Annotated in this window: 18 protein-coding genes; 4 read left to right on the top strand and 14 right to left on the bottom strand. The window is 67.0% G+C overall.

Annotated features, from left to right (window positions below; translation table 11 throughout):
* Nucleotides 1-23: 23 nt before the first annotated feature.
* Nucleotides 24-1478 carry a ribonuclease G gene (gene rng, locus ABC977_RS02215; RefSeq protein WP_369665602.1) on the top strand — a complete coding sequence of 485 codons (1455 nt, stop codon included), beginning with the start codon at nucleotides 24-26 and terminating at the stop codon, nucleotides 1476-1478.
* Nucleotides 1479-1607: 129 nt separating this feature from the next.
* Here the strand turns inward: rng and ABC977_RS02210 are convergent, their stop codons facing one another.
* Entirely contained in the window at nucleotides 1608-2984 is a 1377-nt protein-coding gene (locus ABC977_RS02210; protein ID WP_369665601.1) for a formylglycine-generating enzyme family protein, read from the bottom strand.
* Nucleotides 2985-3135: 151 nt separating this feature from the next.
* Complete coding sequence (locus ABC977_RS02205) at nucleotides 3136-3675, bottom strand: retropepsin-like aspartic protease family protein (protein ID WP_369665600.1); 540 nt, start codon at nucleotides 3673-3675, stop codon at nucleotides 3136-3138.
* A gap of 140 nt (nucleotides 3676-3815) precedes the next feature.
* Between ABC977_RS02205 and ilvB the strand changes: the two genes are divergently transcribed.
* The 3 genes from ilvB to pgl all read left to right on the top strand — a co-directional run bounded on the left by ilvB (nucleotide 3816) and on the right by pgl (nucleotide 7884).
* Complete coding sequence (gene ilvB / locus ABC977_RS02200; protein ID WP_369665599.1) at nucleotides 3816-5549, top strand: biosynthetic-type acetolactate synthase large subunit; 1734 nt, start codon at nucleotides 3816-3818, stop codon at nucleotides 5547-5549.
* A 129-nt stretch (nucleotides 5550-5678) separates the two neighbouring features.
* On the top strand, nucleotides 5679-6977 hold the full coding sequence (locus ABC977_RS02195) for a YihY family inner membrane protein (protein WP_369665598.1): 1299 nt from the start codon (nucleotides 5679-5681) through the stop codon (nucleotides 6975-6977).
* Nucleotides 6978-7137: 160 nt separating this feature from the next.
* Complete coding sequence (pgl, locus tag ABC977_RS02190) at nucleotides 7138-7884, top strand: 6-phosphogluconolactonase (protein WP_369665597.1); 747 nt, start codon at nucleotides 7138-7140, stop codon at nucleotides 7882-7884.
* Nucleotides 7885-7982: 98 nt separating this feature from the next.
* Here pgl and hprK read toward each other — a convergent pair whose 3' ends face one another.
* The 12 genes from hprK to atpD form a co-directional block, all read right to left on the bottom strand.
* The gene (gene hprK, locus ABC977_RS02185) at nucleotides 7983-8930 is read right to left on the bottom strand and encodes an HPr(Ser) kinase/phosphatase (RefSeq protein ID WP_369665596.1); all 948 of its coding nucleotides are present in this window, start codon (nucleotides 8928-8930) and stop codon (nucleotides 7983-7985) included.
* A gap of 138 nt (nucleotides 8931-9068) precedes the next feature.
* Nucleotides 9069-10388, bottom strand: coding sequence for a TldD/PmbA family protein (locus tag ABC977_RS02180; RefSeq protein WP_369665595.1), 1320 nt, complete (start codon nucleotides 10386-10388; stop codon nucleotides 9069-9071).
* Nucleotides 10385-11827 carry a TldD/PmbA family protein gene (locus ABC977_RS02175; RefSeq protein ID WP_369665594.1) on the bottom strand — a complete coding sequence of 481 codons (1443 nt, stop codon included), beginning with the start codon at nucleotides 11825-11827 and terminating at the stop codon, nucleotides 10385-10387. Before ABC977_RS02175 ends, ABC977_RS02180 begins: the two co-directional genes overlap by 4 nt.
* An 82-nt stretch (nucleotides 11828-11909) precedes the next feature.
* Nucleotides 11910-12779 carry an NAD(P)-dependent oxidoreductase gene (locus ABC977_RS02170; RefSeq protein WP_369665593.1) on the bottom strand — a complete coding sequence of 290 codons (870 nt, stop codon included), beginning with the start codon at nucleotides 12777-12779 and terminating at the stop codon, nucleotides 11910-11912.
* Complete coding sequence (aroE, locus tag ABC977_RS02165; protein WP_369665592.1) at nucleotides 12776-13600, bottom strand: shikimate dehydrogenase; 825 nt, start codon at nucleotides 13598-13600, stop codon at nucleotides 12776-12778. Before aroE ends, ABC977_RS02170 begins: the two co-directional genes overlap by 4 nt.
* A gap of 28 nt (nucleotides 13601-13628) precedes the next feature.
* Nucleotides 13629-14642, bottom strand: a complete 1014-nt coding sequence (gene hemB, locus ABC977_RS02160) for a porphobilinogen synthase (RefSeq protein WP_369665591.1) — start codon at nucleotides 14640-14642, stop codon at nucleotides 13629-13631.
* 174 nt (nucleotides 14643-14816) lie between these two features.
* A complete protein-coding gene (locus tag ABC977_RS02155) occupies nucleotides 14817-15533 on the bottom strand; it encodes a uracil-DNA glycosylase family protein (protein ID WP_369665590.1) in 717 nt (238 codons plus the stop codon).
* A gap of 189 nt (nucleotides 15534-15722) precedes the next feature.
* Nucleotides 15723-17555, bottom strand: coding sequence for a glutamine--fructose-6-phosphate transaminase (isomerizing) (glmS, locus tag ABC977_RS02150; RefSeq protein ID WP_369665589.1), 1833 nt, complete (start codon nucleotides 17553-17555; stop codon nucleotides 15723-15725).
* Nucleotides 17556-17567: 12 nt separating this feature from the next.
* Entirely contained in the window at nucleotides 17568-18941 is a 1374-nt protein-coding gene (gene glmU / locus ABC977_RS02145) for a bifunctional UDP-N-acetylglucosamine diphosphorylase/glucosamine-1-phosphate N-acetyltransferase GlmU (protein WP_369665588.1), read from the bottom strand.
* 13 nt (nucleotides 18942-18954) lie between these two features.
* Nucleotides 18955-19443, bottom strand: coding sequence for an FKBP-type peptidyl-prolyl cis-trans isomerase (locus ABC977_RS02140; RefSeq protein WP_369665587.1), 489 nt, complete (start codon nucleotides 19441-19443; stop codon nucleotides 18955-18957).
* A 269-nt stretch (nucleotides 19444-19712) separates the two neighbouring features.
* Entirely contained in the window at nucleotides 19713-20138 is a 426-nt protein-coding gene (locus ABC977_RS02135) for a F0F1 ATP synthase subunit epsilon (protein ID WP_369665586.1), read from the bottom strand.
* A gap of 18 nt (nucleotides 20139-20156) precedes the next feature.
* Nucleotides 20157-21533, bottom strand: a complete 1377-nt coding sequence (atpD, locus tag ABC977_RS02130; protein WP_369665585.1) for a F0F1 ATP synthase subunit beta — start codon at nucleotides 21531-21533, stop codon at nucleotides 20157-20159.
* Between the last annotated feature and the right edge of the window lie 65 nt (nucleotides 21534-21598).

The raw sequence follows: 21598 nt of genomic DNA, 5'->3' as shown, positions 1-21598 counted from the left end.
CGACAGCACGCGGGCCCGACCACATGAGCGAAGAGATACTGATCAACGTGACCCCGCCCGAGACCCGGGTCGCCGTCGTCGAGAACGGGGTCGTCCAGGAGATCATCATCGAGCGCGCCGAGCGCTGCGGGCTCGTCGGCAACATCTACAAGGGCAAGGTGTGCCGCGTGCTCCCGGGCATGCAGGCGGCGTTCGTCGCGATCGGTCTGGAACGCGCCGCCTTCCTGCACGCCTCCGACATCATCAGCGTCGACGGCGAACCGCGCAGCGATCAGATCAACGACCTGGTGCGCGAAGGCGACACCATCGTCGTACAGGTGATCAAGGATCCGCTCGGCACCAAGGGTGCGCGCCTGACGACCAATATCTCGCTCGCGTCGCGCTATCTGGTCTTCATGCCATCGCTGCACAACACCGGCGTCTCGCAGAAGATCGAGGACGAGGACGAGCGCAAACGGCTGCGCGAGATCCTGCAAACCTACGTGGAGGACCATCCGGATGCCGGGGGTTACATCGCACGCACCGCGGCCGAAGGCCTCGACGCCGAAATACTGAACCGGGACATGGCCTTTCTGGCCAAGCTGTGGCGCGGGATTCGCGAACGGTGCGAAGGCACCAGCGAAATCGGCCTGATCCACGACGACCTGCCGCTCGCACTGCGTGCCCTGCGCGACCTGGTGACACCCGATGTCGAGCGGATCCGGATCGATTCGCGCGCGATGTTCGAACGCGCCCGGCCCTTTGCCGCCAAGTACATCCCCGAGATCGAGGACCGCCTCGACTATTACCAGGGCGAGCGTCCGCTGTTCGACCTCTACGGCGTCGAGGACGAGATCCAGAAGGCCCTGCAGCGCAAGGTCCAGTTGAAATCCGGCGGCCACCTGGTGATCGAACAGACCGAGGCGATGACGACGATCGATGTCAACACCGGAGCCTTCGTCGGCCATCGCAATCTCGAGGAGACCATCTTCAAGACCAACCTCGAGGCGGCTCAGGCGATCTGTCGGCAACTGCGGCTGCGCAACCTCGGCGGCATCATCATCATCGATTTCATCGATATGACGGACGACGAGCACAAGCGCCAGGTCCTGCGGGCGCTGGAGAAGTGCCTGGCCCGCGATCACGCGAAGACCCACATCTCCGAGGTCTCGACGCTCGGTCTCGTCGAGATGACGCGCAAGCGCACGCGCGAATCGCTCGAACATGTTCTGTGCCAACCCTGCCCCTGCTGCGGCGGCCGCGGCACCGTCAAGACCGCCGAAACCGTCTGTTTCGAGATCTTTCGCGAGATCCTGCGCGAGGCCCGGCAGTTCGACATCGAGAGCCTGTTGGTGCTGGCCTCGCAGGAGGTCGTCGACCGCTTGCTCGACGAAGAATCGGCCTATCTGGCCGAACTGGAGGCCTTTATCGGCAAACCGGTGCGGCTCCAGGTCGAGGCACTCTATACCCAGGAACAGTACGATGTCGTGCTGATCTGAATCGGCACGACATCGCCGTCCGAGGCGATGCCGGGTTGCGGCGCGCATCGAGCGCATACCGGGTACTTCAGGTTCCGAGTTGGCGCGCCTAACCCGACCTACAGGGTATTTTATCTTGAAGGAGTTGCCTCAGGGGTCGCGCGCAACCCGGAAGCCGAGCAGATTGAGCCGGGTGTCCGACGCCATGCGGCCGCGGACGAAGGTGCGCATCGAATGGGCCGAACGCGCAAAGGAACCACCGCGCTCGACGCGAAATTCGCACGCGCCCTGATCCCAGGGCCGCGCGTCGAGCGGCGCGCCCTCGTAGTTCGGCCGGTAACAATCGGCCACCCACTCGGCAACATTCCCGGCCGTGTCGTAGAGGCCGAACGGGTTGGCGGGAAAACGGCCGACCGGCGCCGTAGAGAGCCCGTCCCAGGGACTACCGCAATCGAAACACGCCGCGCGACCGGTTTCCACGGAGGCGCCCCACCAAAACGACGTCTCGCTCCCACCGCCGGCAGCGAATTCCCATTCGGCCTCGCTTGGCAACCGATAGCGCTGCCCGGTCTCGCGCGAGAGCCAAGCCAGATAAGCCTGGGCGTCGGACCAGTCGACATCGACGACCGGTCGCGAACCCCGGCCCCATCCGAAGTCCCGCGGAGCACGCCGACCGGTTGCGCGCACGAACCGGTCATAATCGTCGAACGTCACTTCGTGGACGCCGATCAAGAAGGCACCGACCTGTACCTCGCGCGCCGGGTAGGCATCGGGCGCACCCGGGGTCTCCCGACCCATGACGAAGCGGCCACCAGCAAGCTCCATCAGCAGCGGCCCGGGTGAGCCGTCGCGCAACCGGTCCTGCCGAACCCCGACGACCACGGCGGGCGGCGCTGTCGTTGCCTCGGGTTCCACAGCGGCCCCCGGTTCCGTTGGCGTCGACAGCGACGGCGTGGGTTCCGACCGTTCGGCCAGTGCCGGCGGGGTTCGAGTGCCGTTCCACCAGGTCCCCAGCGATGACCAGAGCATGGTCAGCCCAGCGCCGGCAGCCAGGCTCGCGACGACCAGCAGCGCGACCACACCGGAGCGCACCGGGATGGCCCAGGCCGGCGACAGCGGGCGCCCCGGTTCCGTGTCATCGGCGAGCGGAGCCGCCCAACCGCTCGTCTCGCGTGAGCGAAGGCGCTCGAGCTCGGCTTCGAGCTGTGCGATGCGCTGTCGGGCCAGGTCGAGTGCCCGGAGTTTTCGCTCGTGCTCCTGCTTGAGCCCATCGTAGGCGAGGTGCCGGTCCTCGATCAGATCCTCGAGCCGGCGGCACTCGGCCGAGATCGACTCCAGGGCGCGCTCGCGGTCCAGTAGGGCCGCCCGCGTCCGCTCCGCCTCCTGTTCCAATGCAAACAGATCGGCGACCGAGTCGAGGTCTCGGTCATCCCGCCGGTCGGTGTCCCGCCGCGTCGCCTTCGGGCGCCCGGCTGGATCGGCGCGGGATGTTGGGGATTCCGGGTCCAGATCCTCTTTCGGGTCCATAGTGGCCTTCGCTGTGAGGAATCGCCGACGACAGGCAGGCCTCGCCGTTCCTGTCTCGAAAAAGCCGCATCGGCCCGATTGTCACCGCCGCGCCGCGCAATCGCAATCGGAAAGCCGACCAGCCGCCGATCGGATCGCCCCAACGGGTCCTTCAACCGGATGGATGACGCAAGGTCAGGGTGTTGCCGGTCTGGATCATCTCGAAACGTTTCAGGTAGCTCATGCCGAGCAGCACCTCCCGGCCCGGCATGTCCGGCAGCACCGAGGCGCGGACCTGCCGTGCCTCCAAACCACCCAGGTCCACCGAATCCAACAGAGTGCTGTAGGTCGCCACATAGCCACCCGCGGTGCGGCTGAGGCCGCCTGGACGCAACGTCAGATCCAACCGGCGGGCCAGATCCAGCGGCATGGCGACGGTCGTGGCCCCGGTGTCGAGGAGGAAGGTCACTGGATGACCATTGATGGTGCCGTTTGCGACATAGTGACCAGCCCGGTTTCGGACCAGCACCACCTGCGGCAGACCGGCCGCGCCGAGCTCGAGCGATGGATCCGGGTTCGGATTCTGCTGGCGATCGACGACGCCCTGGAAAAACAGCCACAGGATCGCCAATCCGGTCACCCAGGCGCCGAGCATCATGCCCTTTCCGATACGCGAGGGCAGATCGTCGGCGCGGGTGTTGGAATCCTTCATAATCGGGGTATCCTCTGTTAGGCGGACCGACGGGGCCTCCATGTGGCGCCAGGGTGCGGCGGCAGCATTGCGAATAAGCCTTCGAAACAGGATCATGGGGGTTACCCACCCAACCACAACCGACGATGACGATGCCTGAGATGACCAATACCCCGCGTACCGGTGCCGCCCTGTTCTTCGACGTGTTGAACGATCTGGGCGTCGAATACCTGTTTGGACACACCGGCGGCGCCGTCATCCCGCTGCACGTCGAACTGAACAAACGCATGCGCCGCAAACAAAAGGTTCCAAGGTTCATCCTGTGCCGTCAAGAAGGCGGAGCCGGACATGCGGCCGAAGGCTATGCCCGGGCCAGCGGCCGGGTCGGCGTCGCGCTGGCCACCTCGGGTCCGGGGGCGACCAATCTGGCCACCCCGATCGCCGACGCGCACAAGGACTCGGTTCCGACGGTTTTCATCACCGGCCAGGTGCCGAGCTTCGCGATCGGCAGCGACGCCTTTCAGGAGGTCGACACCGTCGGCATGACACGGCCGATCTCCAAGCACAACTTCCTCGTCAAGGACGTCGCGGATCTCGAGTGGGTCCTGCGCGAGGCCTTCGCCCTCGCCGGCAGCGGCCGGCCAGGCCCGGTGGTCGTCGACATCTGCAAGGACGCGCAACTCGCCAGCGTCGGGCGCCAGAACCCACCGCGTCAGCGCCACCGCGAACCGATCCCCTTCGATGCGGCCCGCGCCGACGCGATCCTCGCGGCCCTGGCCACCGCCGAGCGGCCGGTGATCAAGGCCGGCGGCGGCATCATCCATGCCGGGGCGGCCGCCGCGCTGTGCCGCTTCGTCGAACAGTTCGACACACCCGTGACCACAACCTTCAACGGCCTCGGCGCCGTTCCGTTCGCGCTGCGCCACAACCTGGGGATGCCCGGTATGCACGGCAGCATCCCGGCGAACTATGCGCTGCGCGACGCCGATCTGGTCTTGAGCCTTGGCGGTCGGTTCGATGACCGCGTCGCGGTCAAGGGCTTCGCGACCGGCAAGCGCATCGCGCATGTCGACATCGACCCGTCGGAGATCGACAAGACGGTGCGAACCGACCTGGCCCTGGTCGCGACGCTCGACGCCTTCTTCGAGCATGCCCACGCCTCGGCGCGCCGGGCCCAGCATCCCGACTGGATGGCGCAGATCGCCGAATGGCGGACACAGATGCCGATGCCCTATCCGTCGTCCGACTACATCAAACCGCAGGCGGTCATCGAGATCCTGTCCGAATTGACCGACGGCACGGCGACCCTGGTGACCGGCGTCGGACAGCACCAGATGTGGGCCGCCCAGTATTATCGCTTCGCGCGGCCGCGCCAGTGGATCAGTTCGGGCGGCCTCGGGACCATGGGCTTCGGGCTGCCCGCCGCGATCGGCGCCTGGTTCGCGAATCCCGAACAGCCCGTGGTCCTGATCGACGGCGACGGCAGCTTCCAGATGAACATCCAGGAACTGGCGACCGTCGTTGCGAATCGCATCCCTCTGAAGATGTTCGTGTTGAACAACAGCTTCCTCGGCATGGTTCGGCAATGGGAGGACATGATGGACGGCGGCCATCACTACGAGACCTGCCTGGCCCGCAACGACGAATGCGAACCGGATTGCATCGACATCGACCAGACCTGTCGCCGCCAGTTGCCGAACCTGATGGGCCTGAGTCAGGTCTACCCGCGCTTGACCACGATGCGGGTCAAGGACCCGGCAGGCTTGGCCGACACCTTGCGCCAGGCCATGGCCACCGCCGGGCCAGTGCTCGTCGATGTGTGGATCGACAAGGCCGAAAACGTGCTGCCGATGGTCCCACCGGGTCATGGCCTGGCGCAGATGATCGAGTCCTGACCAACCGCGTCACGGCCTTCACGCGCGGGGTTGGCGCAGCCGATGGGCTGCGCCGCAACAGGCGGTTCCCGTGCCGTCGCTTGGGTCGCTATGATGTCGCGCGACACCTCAACACCGGGAGACTGTCTCGTGGTGCAGTCGCTTTCTCGATCCGCCGGCCTCGACACGCTGCAATTCCTCAGGCGCTGCGCCGGGCGTTTCGACGAGGATCGCTGTTTCTCCGCCGCCGCCTCGCTCAGCTACACGTCGATCTTGGCGCTGGTGCCGCTGACCGCCATCGGCGTCGCCGTGATGGGAGCGTTTCCGGTCTTCGGCGACATCCAGGGAGAAATGGAGACATTTCTGATTCACCATCTGGTGCCCACCGCGGTCGAGTCGGTGAGGGACTACATCGAGTCGTTCGTCGGCCGGGCGCGTGGACTCACGGCCGTCGGCATCATCGGCCTGGCGATCACGGCCTTGTTTCTCTTCGTCACCATCGAGACGGCAATCGACAGGATCTTCAAGGCGACGGAAACCCGACCGATCGTCCGCCGGCTGCTGGTCTTCTGGGCGATCCTGACCCTTGGTCCGCTGCTGATCGGGGTGAGCTTCTCGCTGGCGATGGATGTCTCCGCCTTCACGCGCACCATCGCCACCGACACCATCCCAGCCTCGCCCGCCTGGCTGCCGCAGATCCTCCCGACACTGATACTGACGGTGGCCTTCACGATCCTCTACACGGTCGTTCCCAACCGTCCGGTCCTGATCACCCATGCGCTGCTCGGCGGCCTCTTGGCCGCGATCGCCTTCACCCTGCTCAGGTCAGGATTCACCCTCTACGTCACGACATTCCCCGTCTACGGCAATGTCTATGGCACGCTCGCCGTCATCCCGATGTTCCTGGTCTGGATGTACCTGTCCTGGGCGGTGATCCTGGCCGGCGCCGTGGTGACGGCGGAACTGCCGACCTGGGGTCGTCCGGCGCTGGAGATCGGCTCGCCGCTGCCGCCGGGCACCCGCCTGACCATGGCGCTGAGTGTCCTCGCCCTGCTTTATCGCGACACCCGGCGGGGACGACCGGTCACGCACCACAGCCTAGCTGCGGCGCCGGAGGTCTTCGGGCCACTACCCGACGCGGTGTTGGAGGAGCTGCGCGAAGCCGAATTGGCCGATTGCACGGCCGCGGGCCGCTGGCTCCCGGTCCGCGAAGCGGCATCGACCACACTCGCCGACGTGGTGCGTGCGCTCGGGCTCGACCTGCGTGGCGAGCACATCCCGGCCGCAACGGACGCGACGGCTTGGCGTCGGCGGCTCGCCAAGATCGTCGCGACAGATGCCGCGGCGTCGCACGACCGGCTGTCCATCAGCCTCGAAGCGCTTCTGCTCGACAGCTCGGACAAGGAGACAGGGGGAGCGGAAGACGCCACGGCGAGGGATCCGGTCTAGCTCGAAGATAGAGCCACGGAAGCACCTGGATGCATGCCGAAGAAAGACCAAGTGACGGATCAGTCGACACAGTGCTGATTCGATCGGTGAGTTTCCGTGGCTCCTGTGATCCTTTGGGGTGCCTTGCCTGCGGGCATGACAGTTAGGGGGCGATGCGAACATGTCTCGACTATGGGTCTTCAACGGCAGCCCGTCGTTCGTGGACGGCGCGGCAGCCTTCATCACCGAGGCCGCGGCCAAGGCCATCGCCGAACGCGGTCGATTCACGCTGGCCTTATCCGGGGGTGGAACACCAAAGTCGGTCTATGCACGACTCGCGCGAGAGGATTACCGACAGCGGCTCGCCTGGGACAGGGTCCAAGTCTTCTTCGGGGATGAACGCTGCGTGCCGCCCGATGATCCAGACAGCAACTACCGGATGGCTCGGGAGGCGTGGTTGGATCAGGGGCCGATCCCGGTCACCAACGTTCACCGCATTCGCGGCGAGGACGATCCGGCGAACGAGGCGCTGCGCTATGAACAGGAGATCAGGGCGTGGTTTCGCACCGCCGCCTGTCCGGTTTTCGATCTGATCCTGTTGGGCTTGGGCGACAACGGCCATACCGCGTCGCTGTTTCCGGGCACCGCGTCATTGCGCGAGAGAGAGCGCCTGGTGGTGGCGCAATACGTGGAGGTGATGCGCAGCTGGCGGGTGACCTTCACGGCGCCGCTGATCAATGCCGCACGCAGCAAAGCCTTTTTGGTCCGGGGCGCGGGCAAGGCGCAGATGATCTGGAATGTGCGGGAGGGACCGTACCAACCCGATGTCTGGCCCGCGCAGTTGATCGAGCCCGCGGGCGGCGAACTTCACTGGCTGACCGACGCCGCCGCGGCGCCACGGACCCGACCCGATCCCCAGCGGGGATAACCCAGCCGACACGCGCCCGACACCGCCGCCCTCGGGTGATCCGTTCGCGCCTTGTCGTAGCGAGTGGGTCGCCGAGGTCTCGCCCTCCTCGGTCGTTCCTAGCGCCCGGCGCGTCGCCGCTGGTCTTCGTCCATCTGCTCGCGGATCCGCTCCTCCATCAGGCGCGCGGTATGGATGCCCAGCTCCTTGAGCTTCTGGTTCAACGCCGCGGCCTCGACCAGCGTACCGAGGTTGCGGCCCGGCCGGACCGGGATCGTCAGGTGCGGGATCTCGATGTCGAGGATGCACAGGCTCGCATCGGCCAGGCCGGTGCGGTCGTATTCGACGCTCGCGTCCCATTCGACCAGCGTGATCGCGAGCGTGATGCGCTTCTCGGGCAGCACCGCCGCGACGCCGTATAGCATCCGCACGTCGATGATGCCGAGCCCGCGGGCCTCCATGTGGTACGGCAGGAGCTCGGTCGCGCGGCCGACCAGGATCGACTCGCCGAGACACTTGACCGTGACCATGTCGTCGGCCACCAGGTGAAAACCGCGGCGCAACAGCTCGAGCGCGCATTCACTCTTGCCGACGGCGCTGTCGCCGAGCAGCAAGACGCCGATGTCGTGGATGTCCATCAGCACACCGTGCAGCGTAATCTCGGGCGCGAACTCGGCGTCGAGATGTTCCCACAGGCGTTTGTGCAGCTTGGTCGTCGTGTAAGGACAGGACAGGATCGGCACGCCCAGGGTCTGCGCGCACTCGAGCACCGACGGCGGTGGCTGCCGCGCATTGGTGACGATAATGCATGGGACATCGGCACCGAGCAGGCGATGCAGATGGCCCTCGATCACACGGCGATCGGGATGGCCGAGGATATAGGAGATCTCGCCATTGCCGAGCACCTGGATGCGCTCGGCGCGGAAGGCGTCGAAGTAGCCGGTCAACTCGAGACCCGGCCGGTTGAGCTGCGGCGAGCGGACCGGGCGATCGAGCCCGGCTTCGCCGGCGACCAGCCGCAGCGCCAGCGCCGGATCCTCCAGTAGGGTGGCGACGGTCGTCGTCATGATCTCCTAAACCTCCTTCGTCGCGCTCGCAGGCCGCGCCGGCCTGGTCGTAAGCTGGGTCGCAGGCCTCGTCGCACCGAGGTGCCGATCGGTCCCGCGCAACCGCTTGGGCACCGGATCGGGGCTACGGCCTGCGCATTACAGCGTCAAGTCGATCCCGCCGACCAACAGGCCCGGCAACAGTGCGCTCGCGGTCGAGCGCCCGCCGTAGGTGTCCGCGGCAAGCCGCTGTTCGCGGCGTTGCGTCAGGCCCTCGAACCGCTCGCCGAGCAGATGATAGAGCGAGTCGTCGAAGCGCATGACTGGTATCGGCGCGACGATCTCGCCATCGGCGACCCAAAAGCAGGCGAAGCGGGTCATGCCGGTCAAGCGGCAGTCATTCGGATCCGACCAGTTAGAGTACCAGAGGTTGCCGATATAGAGACCGGTATCCAGCCGCGTCAGGATCGCCTCGTCGGCAATCTCGCCCGCAGCCATCGCCAGCGACTCGGGGGCCCCGCCGGCTGCGTTGACCGGCACACCATACTCGCGCCCGTCGCGTGCATCGACCAGGCATTGCGCGTAGCGCCCGGCCTCGATCAGCGGGACCGACGCCGGTGTCACGAAGCCTTCCGCGGTGAAGCCCGGCATCAGCCCACGGCCGAACTCCTCGGTCAGCGTGATCGCCGGGGCGAAGGCCCGTTCGCCGCGCACCAGCCGCAGCAGCGGCGTCTGGCTGGTACGGTGACTCTTCAGATCGAACCCGCGCCACGCGAGCAGACCCAGCAGTTCCTCCACCGCCGCCGGCGCCAGATAGGCCCGGTACCGGCCGGGCGCCAAGTCGCGCGGCGGGCGTGCGATCAGCGCGAGCTGGGCGCGCTGCTCGGCGACCGTCCGCGTCAGCTGCTCCGGCTCCCAGGTCAGCCCGGCGTAACTGGCCTTGACCGCTTTGTCCCGCTCCAGGTAAGCGCTCCAATCCAGGTGGAAACTCTGGCTCTGATGCCAGTGGCGGTGGCCGTAGGAGCTGACCAAGCCTTGCCTGATCGCGCCGCTCGCCCAGATGCCGACCAGATCGAGGCCCTCGGCGGCCGCGAGCAGCGTTTCGATCGCGATCTCGGTCGGCGGTCCGGACTCGCCGACCGCGCGGTCGCTCGCGCTGGGATCGGTCGAGACGTGCAGGAAGGGATCGGCCGGGACATGGGGCAGACGGTCCCGCAATCGCGCGAGCAGTTCGCGGGACCGGTCGCGATCCACGGCCGGCGAGCCCGCCAGTTCGCCATCGCCCTCGACTTGGCGCTCGCCGTCGATCAGGGTCAGGTGCAGCGCCCGCCGGCGCACATGGCCGGCCTGACGGACGCGGTTGCCGTTGAGCCGGACGAAATCCGAGTCCTCGCCGTCGAGCCAACAGAAGAGCTGCTCGTTGCCGCGGCGCGCGGCGGCCAGGTCATCGGCCAGCGCGAAGAAGTCGTCCTGGTTCATTCGCCGCCCCCGAAGACCTGGACGCCGCGGAAGCGACACGGTGGCGTCGCGTGACCGACGGCCACCGCCTGGTTCGGCTCGCCTTTGCCGCAATTGTGCACACCGCGCACCTCGCGGGTCGCGGGTCCACCCACGCCATCGAGGCTGCGCCAGAAGCCGGCCGAGATGCCGCGGTAACCGGGGTTGCGGACCAGGCGCCCAAGCTCGCCGTCCTCGATCAGCCGGCCGAGCTCGCAGCCGAACTGGAACTTGTTGCGGCTGTCGTCGATCGACCAGGATCGGTTCGTGTCCATCAGCACGCCGCGTTCGACACCGGCGATCAGGTCGGCAAGTGCGCTGTCGCCGGGCTCCAGGTTGATGTTCGTCATCCGGTCGATCGGTGGACGGTCCCAGCCGCTGGCGCGCGCGCAGGCAACGCCGGCTCGTCCGGCACGGGCCTGCGACAGCCGACCGCCGAGCGGGCGTTCGAGGATCCCATCACGGATCAGATGCACGCGCTCGGCCGGGGTCCCCTCGTCATCGGCGACGCCGCTGGCGAGCTCACCGGAGACGGTCGGGTCGCAGGTCACGTTGAGCAGCGTCGATCCGTAACGATAGCGGCCGAACATCTCGGGCGTCACGAAACTGGTGCCGGCGTAATTGCGCTCGTCGCCGAGGATCCGGTCGAGCTCGAGCGGATGACCGATGCTCTCGTGGATCTGAAGGATCATCTGACTCGGCATCAGCACCAGGTCCATGACGCCCGTCGGGCATTCCGGCGCCGCGAGCAGGGCCAGGGCCTCCTCGGCGACACGCCGGGCGTCCTCGACGAGCCGCGCCGCATGCAGCCGCTCGAGCCCGCCTTGCCGGCACTCGTCGAAACCGCCGCCCCGGCGCCGCTGGGTTTGGCTGCCGGCATTGGCGACGGCCGCGACGCCCGGCGCGACCCGTTCGAGGGTCTGCGCGATCCGCCCCCCGTCGCTGGTGACCAGCCATTGTTCGATGTGCTCGTATTCGAGCCAGGCGACGCTGTCGACGATCCGCGCGTCGATCTCGAGCGCGCGGCAGGCGTCGTGGAGCAGCGCGAGCTTGTCCGCGATCGCGAGCGCGTGCCAGGGCTCGGCGGTTTCGCTTCGATAGTCGGCCTGGAGGGCGCTGCGCGGATAGAGCCGCGCATCGAACAGGCCATGACGCGCGTGCAGGGCGGCATGCCTGCGCGCCTGCTCGGCGGCGGCCCGCAGGCCCGCCGGACTCAGGTCGCTGGTCGCGCCATAGCCCACACCGCCGTCGACGACCAGCGTGACCATCGCACCGGCGCCGAACGACAGCGCACTGGGTTCCGCGACCCCTTGCCGCACCGCGAGCCGGTCGCTCTCCTCGGCGACCAGTCGCAGGGTCCAGTAATCGGCCGCCGGGGCCTCGGCGGCGAAGCGATCGGCGATCTCGTGCAGCGGGGTCATCGGGTCACCTGGCGGAAGTGGGCACTGATCGATCGGGTATCGGCCGCGGCCGGCGCGGGCATCCCGGTCAGCGCGGGACGCGCTACCGGGGCGGTGTTCGTGTCGGGACCAGTATTTGATATAAGGCCGAGTAGTCCTGATCGCCAAGGTCATTCTCGAGGCCCCGCTCGACGGCGGACTCGATCGCGCCGACCGTGGCCGTGTCGAGGCCGTGTTTGTCGGCGGCGGCGTGAAACAGGCGCAGATCCTTCAACAGATGCTTCAGCGAGAAGTTCGCGCTCCCGAAATCCTGCGTCAGGTACTTGTCGAGTTTCTTGTCGAAGGTCGGCGCATAGAGGGCGCTGCCGCGCAGCAGGGTCATGAACTGCTCGACCGCGATGCCCTCGCGACGGACCAGACCGAGACTCAACGCGAAGCTCGCGGTCAGCCCCGCGATCAACTGGTTCAGCGCGAGTTTCAGCGCGGCCGCCTGGCCCACATCACCGATGCGTTCGGGCCGCTCGCTCAATGCGGCCAGCAGCGGACGGCAGCGCTCGACGAGGTCCGGTGGACCGCCGACCATGACCAACAAGCGTCCCGCCAGGGCCTCGGGCCGGCTGCCGAGGACCGGCGCCTCGAGATAGCCGGCGCCGGCATCGGCCGCCCGGTGCGCCAGGTCGCGGCTCTCATCCGGGGCGATCGTGCCCATCTGGATCAGGGTCCGACCGGCCAAGGGCATCGGGGTCGCGAACAGCGTCTCGGCGATTGCCGCGGCATCGCTCAAGACCAGCAACCCGACCTCGGCCGATTCGATCGCATCGGCCGCCCGATCGCGGGTCTCGAGGCCTCGATCGGCCAGCGACTGGGCCGGTCCCGGAGACCGATTCCAGCCGACGACCGCCCAACCGCGCTCGTGCAGTCGCGTAGCGATCGCCGAGCCCATCAGACCGAGACCCAGGACCGCGACCCTCATCGGAGACCTCCGCTGCGCAAGGCGGCGATGACGGGCGCGGTGTGCGGACGCCGGCCGCGCCACAGGAAGAAGGATTCGGCCGCCTGCTCGACCAGCATACCCAGGCCGTCGAGCGCGACCGCAGCGCCCCGCTCCAGGCCCCAGTGCTGGAAGGGCGTCGGGTCGTCGCGGTAGACCAGATCATAGACCCAGCCGCCGGCGGCCAGCACCTGGTTCGGCAACGGGGGGGCCTGGTCGTCGAGACCGGCCGACGTCGCATTGATGATCAGGTCGAAGGCGGTCCGATCGAGCTCGTCGAGCCCGCAACCGGACACCCGGCCGTCGCTGATCAGCGCGGCCAGCGCGTGGGCCTTGGCCGCGGTGCGGTTGGCGATGACCAGTTCGGTGGGATCGGCCTCGAGCAGCGGCTGCAGCAGACCACGGGCCGCCCCGCCGGCGCCGAGCAGCAGGATCCGGGTGCCGGCGAACGCGAAGCCGTTGTTCGTCGCGAGATCGCGAACCAGCCCGACGCCATCGGTGTTGTCGCCGCGCAACCGGCCATCGGGCAACAGGCTCAGCGTATTGACGGCGCCGGCCACCTGCGCACGCGGTGCCCGTTCATCGGACAGGGCCCAGGCCGCCTCCTTGAACGGGATCGTGACATTGAGGCCGCGGCCGCCGGCCGCGATGAAACGGCGCACCGTGCCGGCGAAGTCATCGAGCGGCGCGAGGATGCGATCGTAGACCAGGTCCTCGCCGGTCTCGCGCGCGAAGGCCGCATGGATCGCCGGCGACTTGCTGTGGGCGATCGGATGGCCGATCACGGCATAACGGTCGGTCATGGTCGGCGTGGGTCCGGGGCGCCGCGCATCAATCGGAGAGCCACTCGGCGGCGTCCTTCGCGTAATAGGTCAGGATGCCGTCGGCCCCGGCGCGTTTGATCGAGACCAGGGCCTCGAGCACCACCGCCCGTTCGTCGAGCCAGCCGTTCTGACTCGCGGCCTTCAACATCGCGTACTCGCCGCTGACCTGATAGACGAAGGTCGGCGCGCCGAAGCGCTCCTTGACCCGCCGCACGATGTCCAGATACGGCAACCCCGGCTTGATCATGACCATGTCGGCCCCCTCGCGCAGGTCGAGCGCGACCTCGTGCAGCGCCTCGTCACTGTTGGCCGGGTCCATCTGGTAGCTGTACTTGTTGCCGCCACCGAGGTTCGCCGCGGAGCCGACCGCGTCGCGGAACGGACCGTAAAAGCTCGACGCATACTTGGCCGAATAGGCCAGGATCCGGGTATGGATGTGACCGGCCTCCTCGAGCGCCGCGCGGATCGCGCCGATGCGCCCGTCCATCATGTCCGACGGGGCGACCACATCGGCCCCGGCCGCGGCGTGCGACAGCGCCTGGCGGGTCAGGACCTCGACCGTCTCGTCATTGAGCACGTAACCGCTCGCGTCGATCAGCCCATCCTGCCCATGGGTCGTGAAGGGGTCGAGCGCGACGTCGGTGACGACGCCGAGTTCGGGGAGTGCGTCCTTCAGCGCACGCACCGCGCGTTGCGCAAGCCCGTCAGGGTTGAAGGCCTCGCGCGCGTCCTCGGACTTGGCGCTCGGCGGCGTCACCGGAAACAGCGCCATGACCGGAATCCCAAGCGCCGCAATCCGCCGGGCCTCCTCGACCAGCAGATCGACGCTCAGCCGCTCGACGCCAGGCATCGAGGGCACCGCCTCGCGCTGGCCGCGTCCTTCGAGCACGAAGACCGGGTAGATGAAATCATCCGGCGTCAGAAGCGTCTCGCGCATCAGGCGGCGTGAGAAGGCATCGCGGCGCATGCGCCGCATCCGGGTTACGGGGAAGGCCCCGCGGGGGGTGTCTTGCATCGTCATCGGGTACGGGTCCTGATCATGGGCACGCCAGACCGGCTGGCGCTTGGATATCGGTCTCGACCGGCTGGCGCTAACATAGCGCAGCCAGCCGCTCGGCTCCAGTCACGTCGTGCCAGGCTCGCGCAGGCCATTGCTGCCGACTCGCGCTTTTCCAGCGCGGCACCCGTCGGCCGCCTATTCCGGCAGCGCCACGCCCAACCCGCGAAGCTCCGCCTCGGCCAGTCGCGCCCAGCCGCGGTTCGCCGCCGGGCTCGCCGGGCTTGGATGCAGGATCCTCCCGAGCTTCAGGTCGAGGCCACCGAGGGCGCCGGCGGCGCGGTCCGCGGCGAACTGGCCTATGCCGACGACGTACTCGGGCGCGAGCGTCTCGACGGTCGCCCGCAGTGCCCGGTCGCAGGCGGCGAACAGCGGGCCGCGCTCGGCCTTTGGCAAGGCATCCGGCGTGCGGTTGCGCCCACCCTGTTCGAGGAAGGCAAGCGGGCAGTAGTTGACGACGAAGAAGCGCGCGAAAAAGCGCTCCGGCGTCGCGAACCGGGCCTGCGCCCAGCCCCAGAGCCGCTGACCACTGACCTCGCCGCGCGGGCAGCGAAAACCTGTCACCGGCCGCTTCGGGTGCTCGCGCTCCGGACGGCCGACGGCGGCCTCGATGCCGAGCCAGTCGCGCACCATGGTCACATCGCCGAACGGGACGCCGGTCTGGACCATCCCGAAGGGACCCGGGTTCATGCCGAGCAGGACGACCTGCGGCCGGCCGCCGCCGAAGCGGCGCAGATAGGCCTCATGGGCCGGCCAGGCGTAGGCGAGCGGGTTGTACACATAGGCCACCGGGGGACGGAAAGAGAGGATCGCCACCTCGTCGCGGAGCCGACGGGCGATATCGATCAGGCTCATGCCGCCCTGCTGATCGGCTTGACCGCTTGCATCTGGTCGCTGCACTGGCCACTACCGAGGTTCGCTGCCGAGCCGACCGCGTCGTGGAGCGGACCGAAAAGGCTCGACGCCTGGTTGGCCGACCCGGTGCTTGCGCGGGTCGTCAACAGGGATTCGCGTCCGAGAATTGGATCGCCGGTCGCGCTGATGTCATTCGACGGTCACGGATTTTGCGAGGTTACGCGGCTGATCGACATCGGTACCCTTTAGGACCGCGACATGGTAGGCGAGCAATTGCATCGGGATCGCGAAGACCAAAGGAGCGATCAGGTCGTCGGTCTCGGGAAGTTTCACGACGGTGACGCCGTCGACCTCATCCATGGCCACATGGTAGTCGGCGAAGACATAGAGCTGCCCACCACGCGCCCGAACCTCTTGAAGATTGGATTTGAGCTTCTCCAACAAGGCGTTGTTCGGCGCCACCGCGACGACCGGCATGTCCTCGTCGATCAAGGCGAGCGGACCATGCTTGAGCTCACCGGCGGGGTAGGCCTCGGCATGGATGTAAGAGATCTCTTTGAGTTTCAATGCGCCTTCGAGCGCGATCGGGTATTGCTCGCCGCGGCCTAGATACAGCGTATGGTGCTTCTCGACGAACTGTTCGGCCAACCGCGCGATCGCGTCATCGAGCGCCAAGACCTCTTCGAGCCGGGCCGGCAAGGAACGCAACAGCGCCACCGCGCGCGCTTCAGTCGCCTCGTCGAGTCCATGGCTACGCCCCAGGACCAGGGTCAGCAGCAGCAACGAGACCAACTGGGTCGTGAAGGCCTTCGTCGAGGCCACGCCGATCTCGGGACCGGCCCGGGTCAGCAACACCAGGTCCGACTCGCGCACCAGCGAACTCTCGGGGACGTTGCAGATCGCCAAGAGCGCGGCATAACCGGATTCCTTGGCCAACCGCAGCGCTGCCAGCGTGTCGGCCGTCTCACCGGATTGCGAGATCGCGACGAACAGACCGCCGTCGGGGACCACGTGGCGGCGATAGCGGTACTCGCTCGCAATCTCCACCTGGCATGGGATCCCGGCCAACCCTTCGATCCAGGAGCGCGCAACGAGACCCGCGTGATAGCTGGTGCCGCACGCGACGATCGTGACCGCACGGATCCCGGCGAACAGGGTCTCGGCCTGATTGCCGAAGGCCTCCGGCAAGGCCCGGGTCGCGGTCAGGCGTCCCTCGAGCGTGTCGGCGATCGCGCGCGGCTGCTCGTGGATCTCCTTCAACATGAAGTGGCGGTAAGAACCGCGCTCGGTCGAGTCCAATGGGATCGTCGACTCGCGGACGGGACGCACGACCGGGTGACCCAATGCATCCCAAATCTGTAGCGTGTCACGCGTCAAGTCGGCGACATCGCCCTCCTCGAGGAAGATGAAGCGATGGGTGACCGGAAGGAGTGCCGCCACATCGGAGGCGATGAAGTGCTCGCCGAAGCCGACACCGATGACGAGGGGGCTGCCCTTCCGGGCCGCGACCAGACGCTCCGGATCCTGCGTGTCGATGACGCCGAGCGCGTAGGCACCCACCAGCAGGTCCGTCGCGCCGCGCACCGCGTCGACCAGACCGCGACCGGCGGCGAGCTGATCGAAGATCGCGTGGATGATGACCTCGGTATCGGTCTCGCTCGTGAACCGGTGCCCGCCTTCCAGTTGCGCACGCCGCAGTATCTCGTGATTCTCGATGATGCCATTGTGCACGAGCAGGCACCGATCGCGGCACTGGTGGGGGTGGGCGTTGCGGGTCGCGGGTTCGCCATGCGTCGCCCACCGGGTGTGGGCCAGCCCGAGGGTGCCGGGCAAGGGCTGCCGTTCGACCTCGTCGCGCAACCGGGCCACCTTGCCCAGCGTGCGAATCCGCCGCAGCTCTCGGTCCGGCCCGAGCACGGCGATACCTGCCGAATCGTAGCCCCGGTATTCGAGGCGCCGCAGGCCCTCGAGCAGGATGGCCGCGACCGGACGTTGCGCGATCGCTCCGACGATGCCGCACATAGACCGTCTCCCCTATGGCTTCTTCGATGGCTTTCGTGGCCGGACCCAGTTATCCAGCGTGACCTGGCGTCCACGCGCCAGCGTCAAACACTCGGGCGGCGCATCGCGCGTGATCACGGAACCGGCCCCGATCGTGGCCCCTGGGCCAACCTCGACGGGTGCCACCAAGGCGCTGTTGGAGCCGATGAAGGCGCCATCGCCAATCCGGGTTTCATGCTTGGCCGCGCCATCGTAATTGCAGGTGATGGTGCCGGCGCCGATGTTCACATCGCTGCCGATCCGCGCATCGCCGATGTAGCTCAGGTGGTTGACCTTGCTGCCGGACCCGATCGCCGATTTCTTGATCTCGACGAAATTGCCGACACGGGAGGCATCCCCCAATTCCGTACCCGGCCGCAAACGAGCGAAGGGCCCGACCCGCGCGCCGACACCGATCCGCGCACCCTCGAGGACGCTGTTGGCCAGGATCTCGCTGCCGGCACCGATGACCGAATCCCGCAACAGGCAATTCGGGCCGATCCGGGCACCTTCGCCGAGCCGCACCTCACCCTCGACGACGACGTTGACATCGATGAAGGAGTCCCGCTCGGCCAGCAGCCGCCCCCGGATGTCGAGCCGCGCCGGATCGGCGAGCGCAACACCATCGCGCATCAGATCTTCGGCGAGCCGCCGCTGGTAGAGCCGTTCGAGCTGGGCCAATTGGATGCGATCATTGACGCCCGCCACCTCCTCGTGACGGGCCGGCGCGGTCGTCGCGACGGCGACGCCATCTTCGACCGCCAAGCCGATGACGTCGGTCAGGTAGTACTCACGTTGAGCGTTCGCGGTCCCGATCCGGCCGAGCCAATCGTTGAGCCTGGCGCGATCCGCAATCAGGATGCCGGTGTTCACCTCGTCGATCGCCTGCTCCTCGGCGCTCGCGTCACCGTGCTCGACGATACGTTGCACGCGGCCCTGCCGATCGCGGACGATCCGCCCGTAACCGGTTGGGTCCGCAAGCCGGACCGTCAGCAAGGCCAATGACGTATCCTCCGCGAGCGCCACCAAGCGCGCGAGGGTTTCGGGTTCGATCAGCGGGACATCACCGTACAAGACCAATACCCGATCGAGATCGGCCAAACGGATCATGGCCTGACGGACCGCATGGCCGGTCCCGAGCTGTTCCGCCTGCTCCACCCAGACGCAGTCGAGTTCGCTCATCTGCGAGCGCACCAGATCCCCGCCGTGGCCGTAAACGATACAGATGCGCTCGGGTTGCAGCGAACTGGCCGCCTCGAAGGCATGGGCCAGCAACGGCCGGCCGGCCAACCGATGCAACACCTTCGGCCACGCCGAGCGCATCCGCTTGCCCTGCCCCGCCGCCAGCAGAGCCACTCCGAGCATCATTCGCACATCACCTCTAATGCAGGGATCCCGATGGAGAGAACCGCGCGTCGGCCACCAACTCCTGTTCGGTCGGATCACGCACCTCCTGGACCCGGACGGAGATATGCAGGGCCTTTCCAGCCAGCGGGTGATTGCCGTCGACGGTCAGCACGCCGTCATCGATGCGCGTGACATAGAAGGTCCGGACATCACCGGATTCATTCTGCATCGGCATCTCGGCACCGACGAAACGAAACTCCGGCGGGACATTGTCGACGTCGTCGGTAAAGGTCAAATCCGGGTCACGCGGCCCAAAGGCGTCATTGGCCGCGAGGCGGATTTCGACCTGGTCGCCGACGCGCTTGCCGACGACAGCCTGATCGAGCCCGCCGATCAGTTCGGTCTGACCACCGTGAATATATCCAACGGGAAGATCCGTCTGCTCGAGCAGATTGCCGGCCTCGTCCCGGATACTGTAGGTCAGCGAAACGAACTTACCGAGGGCGATGACCTGGTCGGACATGGACGGTGTTCCCTGGTGCACCTAATCGAGTCAGCCGAAGGATGGAAGCTACCTACTCGACTGAAAGTTTATCAGCTTGGCGCGGTGCGCGTCGCGGCCGCCGACGCGGCTCCGACGGCCGCTCATCGATCGCAGCCGTCCTGTCGAGTCGCCGCCGCATGCGCCGCCCTTCAGGTGTCGGCCCCACCGCCGCGCGGTTGGACCGTCGGGGCCAAAGCGAAAAGCCCCGCGCGAAGCGGGGCCCGGTCTGCTGGCCGACGTGGAGCCGATCAACCGCCTTTCATCTTGCGCAGCTTTTCGATCGCCCGCAGCTGAGCGATCGCCTCGGCCAGTTCGGCCTGGGCCTTCGCATATTCGAACTCGGCCGCCTGCCCGGCAAGGGCGTCCTCGGCGCGCCGCTTGGCCTCGAGCGCGGCAGCCTCGTCGATATCGCGAGCGCGCAGCGCCGTGTCGGCCAACACCGTGACCACATCGGGCTGCACTTCGAGCATGCCGCCCGAGACGTAAAAATGCTCCATCTCGCCGTTTTGGGTTTCGACCCGGACGTCCCCGGCCTTGAGCCGCGTGATCAGCGGTGTATGACGCGGTGCGATGCCAAGCTCGCCCATCTCGCCGGGGGCGTAGACCATGTTGGCGAGGCCCGAGTGGATCGCCCCTTCGGCGCTTACGATGTCGACATGTATCGTCATGGGCATGACAGACTCCCCGCAGGCTTACATCTTCTCAGCTTTGGCCACGGCCTCGGCCACCGAGCCGACCATATAAAAGGCTTGCTCAGGCAGGTGATCGTACTCGCCATTGACGATCGCCTTGAAGTCCGCGATCGTCTCCTGAAGCGGCACGTACTTGCCAGGAGACCCGGTGAAGACCTCGGCGACGAAGAACGGCTGGGACAGGAAGCGCTGGATCTTCCGGGCGCGGGCCACGGCCAGCTTGTCCTCTTCGGACAGCTCGTCCATGCCGAGGATCGCGATGATGTCCTTGAGCTCCTTGTACCTTTGCAGGATGCCCTGCACAGCGCGCGCCGTCTCGTAGTGTTCCTGACCGACGACGTTCGGATCGAGGATACGGCTCGTCGAGTCGAGCGGATCGACCGCCGGATAGATGCCGAGCTCGGCGATCTGCCGCGACAGCACCAGCGTCGCGTCCAAGTGCGCAAAGGTCGTCGCCGGTGACGGGTCGGTCAGGTCGTCGGCCGGAACATAGACCGCCTGGAACGACGTGATCGAGCCGGTGCGGGTCGAGGTGATCCGCTCCTGAAGACGCCCCATCTCCTCGGCCAGGGTCGGCTGATAACCGACCGCGGACGGCATACGTCCGAGCAGCGCCGAGACCTCGGTACCGGCCAACGTATAGCGATAGATGTTGTCGATGAACATCAGCACGTCGCGGCCTTCTTCGCGGAAGAACTCGGCCATCGTCAGACCGGTCAAGGCGACGCGCAGGCGGTTGCCCGGGGGTTCGTTCATCTGGCCGTAGACCAGTGCAACCTTGTCGAGCACGCCGCCTTCGGTCATCTCGTGGTAGAAGTCGTTGCCTTCGCGCGTCCGCTCGCCGACGCCGGCAAACACCGAGTACCCCGAGTGCTCGACGGCGATGTTGCGGATCAGCTCCATCAGGGTTACGGTCTTACCAACGCCCGCGCCCCCGAACAGACCGACCTTGCCGCCCTTCGCGATCGGCATGATCAAGTCAATGACCTTGATGCCGGTCTCCAAGACCTCGGTCGACGCGGCCTGTTCCTCGAACTTCGGGGCCGGGCGATGGATCGACCACCGCTCATCGCTGCCCACGGCCCCTTTCTGATCGATCGGCTCTCCAAGGACATCCATGATGCGCCCCAGAGTCGCTGTACCGACCGGCACACGGATCGGAGCGCCCGTGTTCGTGACGCTCAGGCCGCGCCGCAGGCCGTCGGTCGAGCCCATCGCGATCGTCCGGGCCACCCCATCGCCAAGCTGCTGCTGAACTTCGAGGGTCAAACCCACTTCCTCGATCTTCAACGCATCGTAGACCTTCGGCATCGCATCGCGCGGGAACTGAACGTCCACGACGGCCCCGATGATTTCCACCACGTTACCGGAACTCATAACTTTTCCTCATATCGCCTTGCGGCTGTTTGGATGCGTCATTGATTCTGTTCTGACCAGACGGA

Origin of the sequence: Thioalkalicoccus limnaeus, assembly GCF_041197575.1 — a bacterium.
GTDB classification, from domain to species: Bacteria; Pseudomonadota; Gammaproteobacteria; order Chromatiales; family Chromatiaceae; genus Thioalkalicoccus; species Thioalkalicoccus limnaeus.
This window is presented reverse-complemented; position numbering and strand designations above follow the sequence as displayed.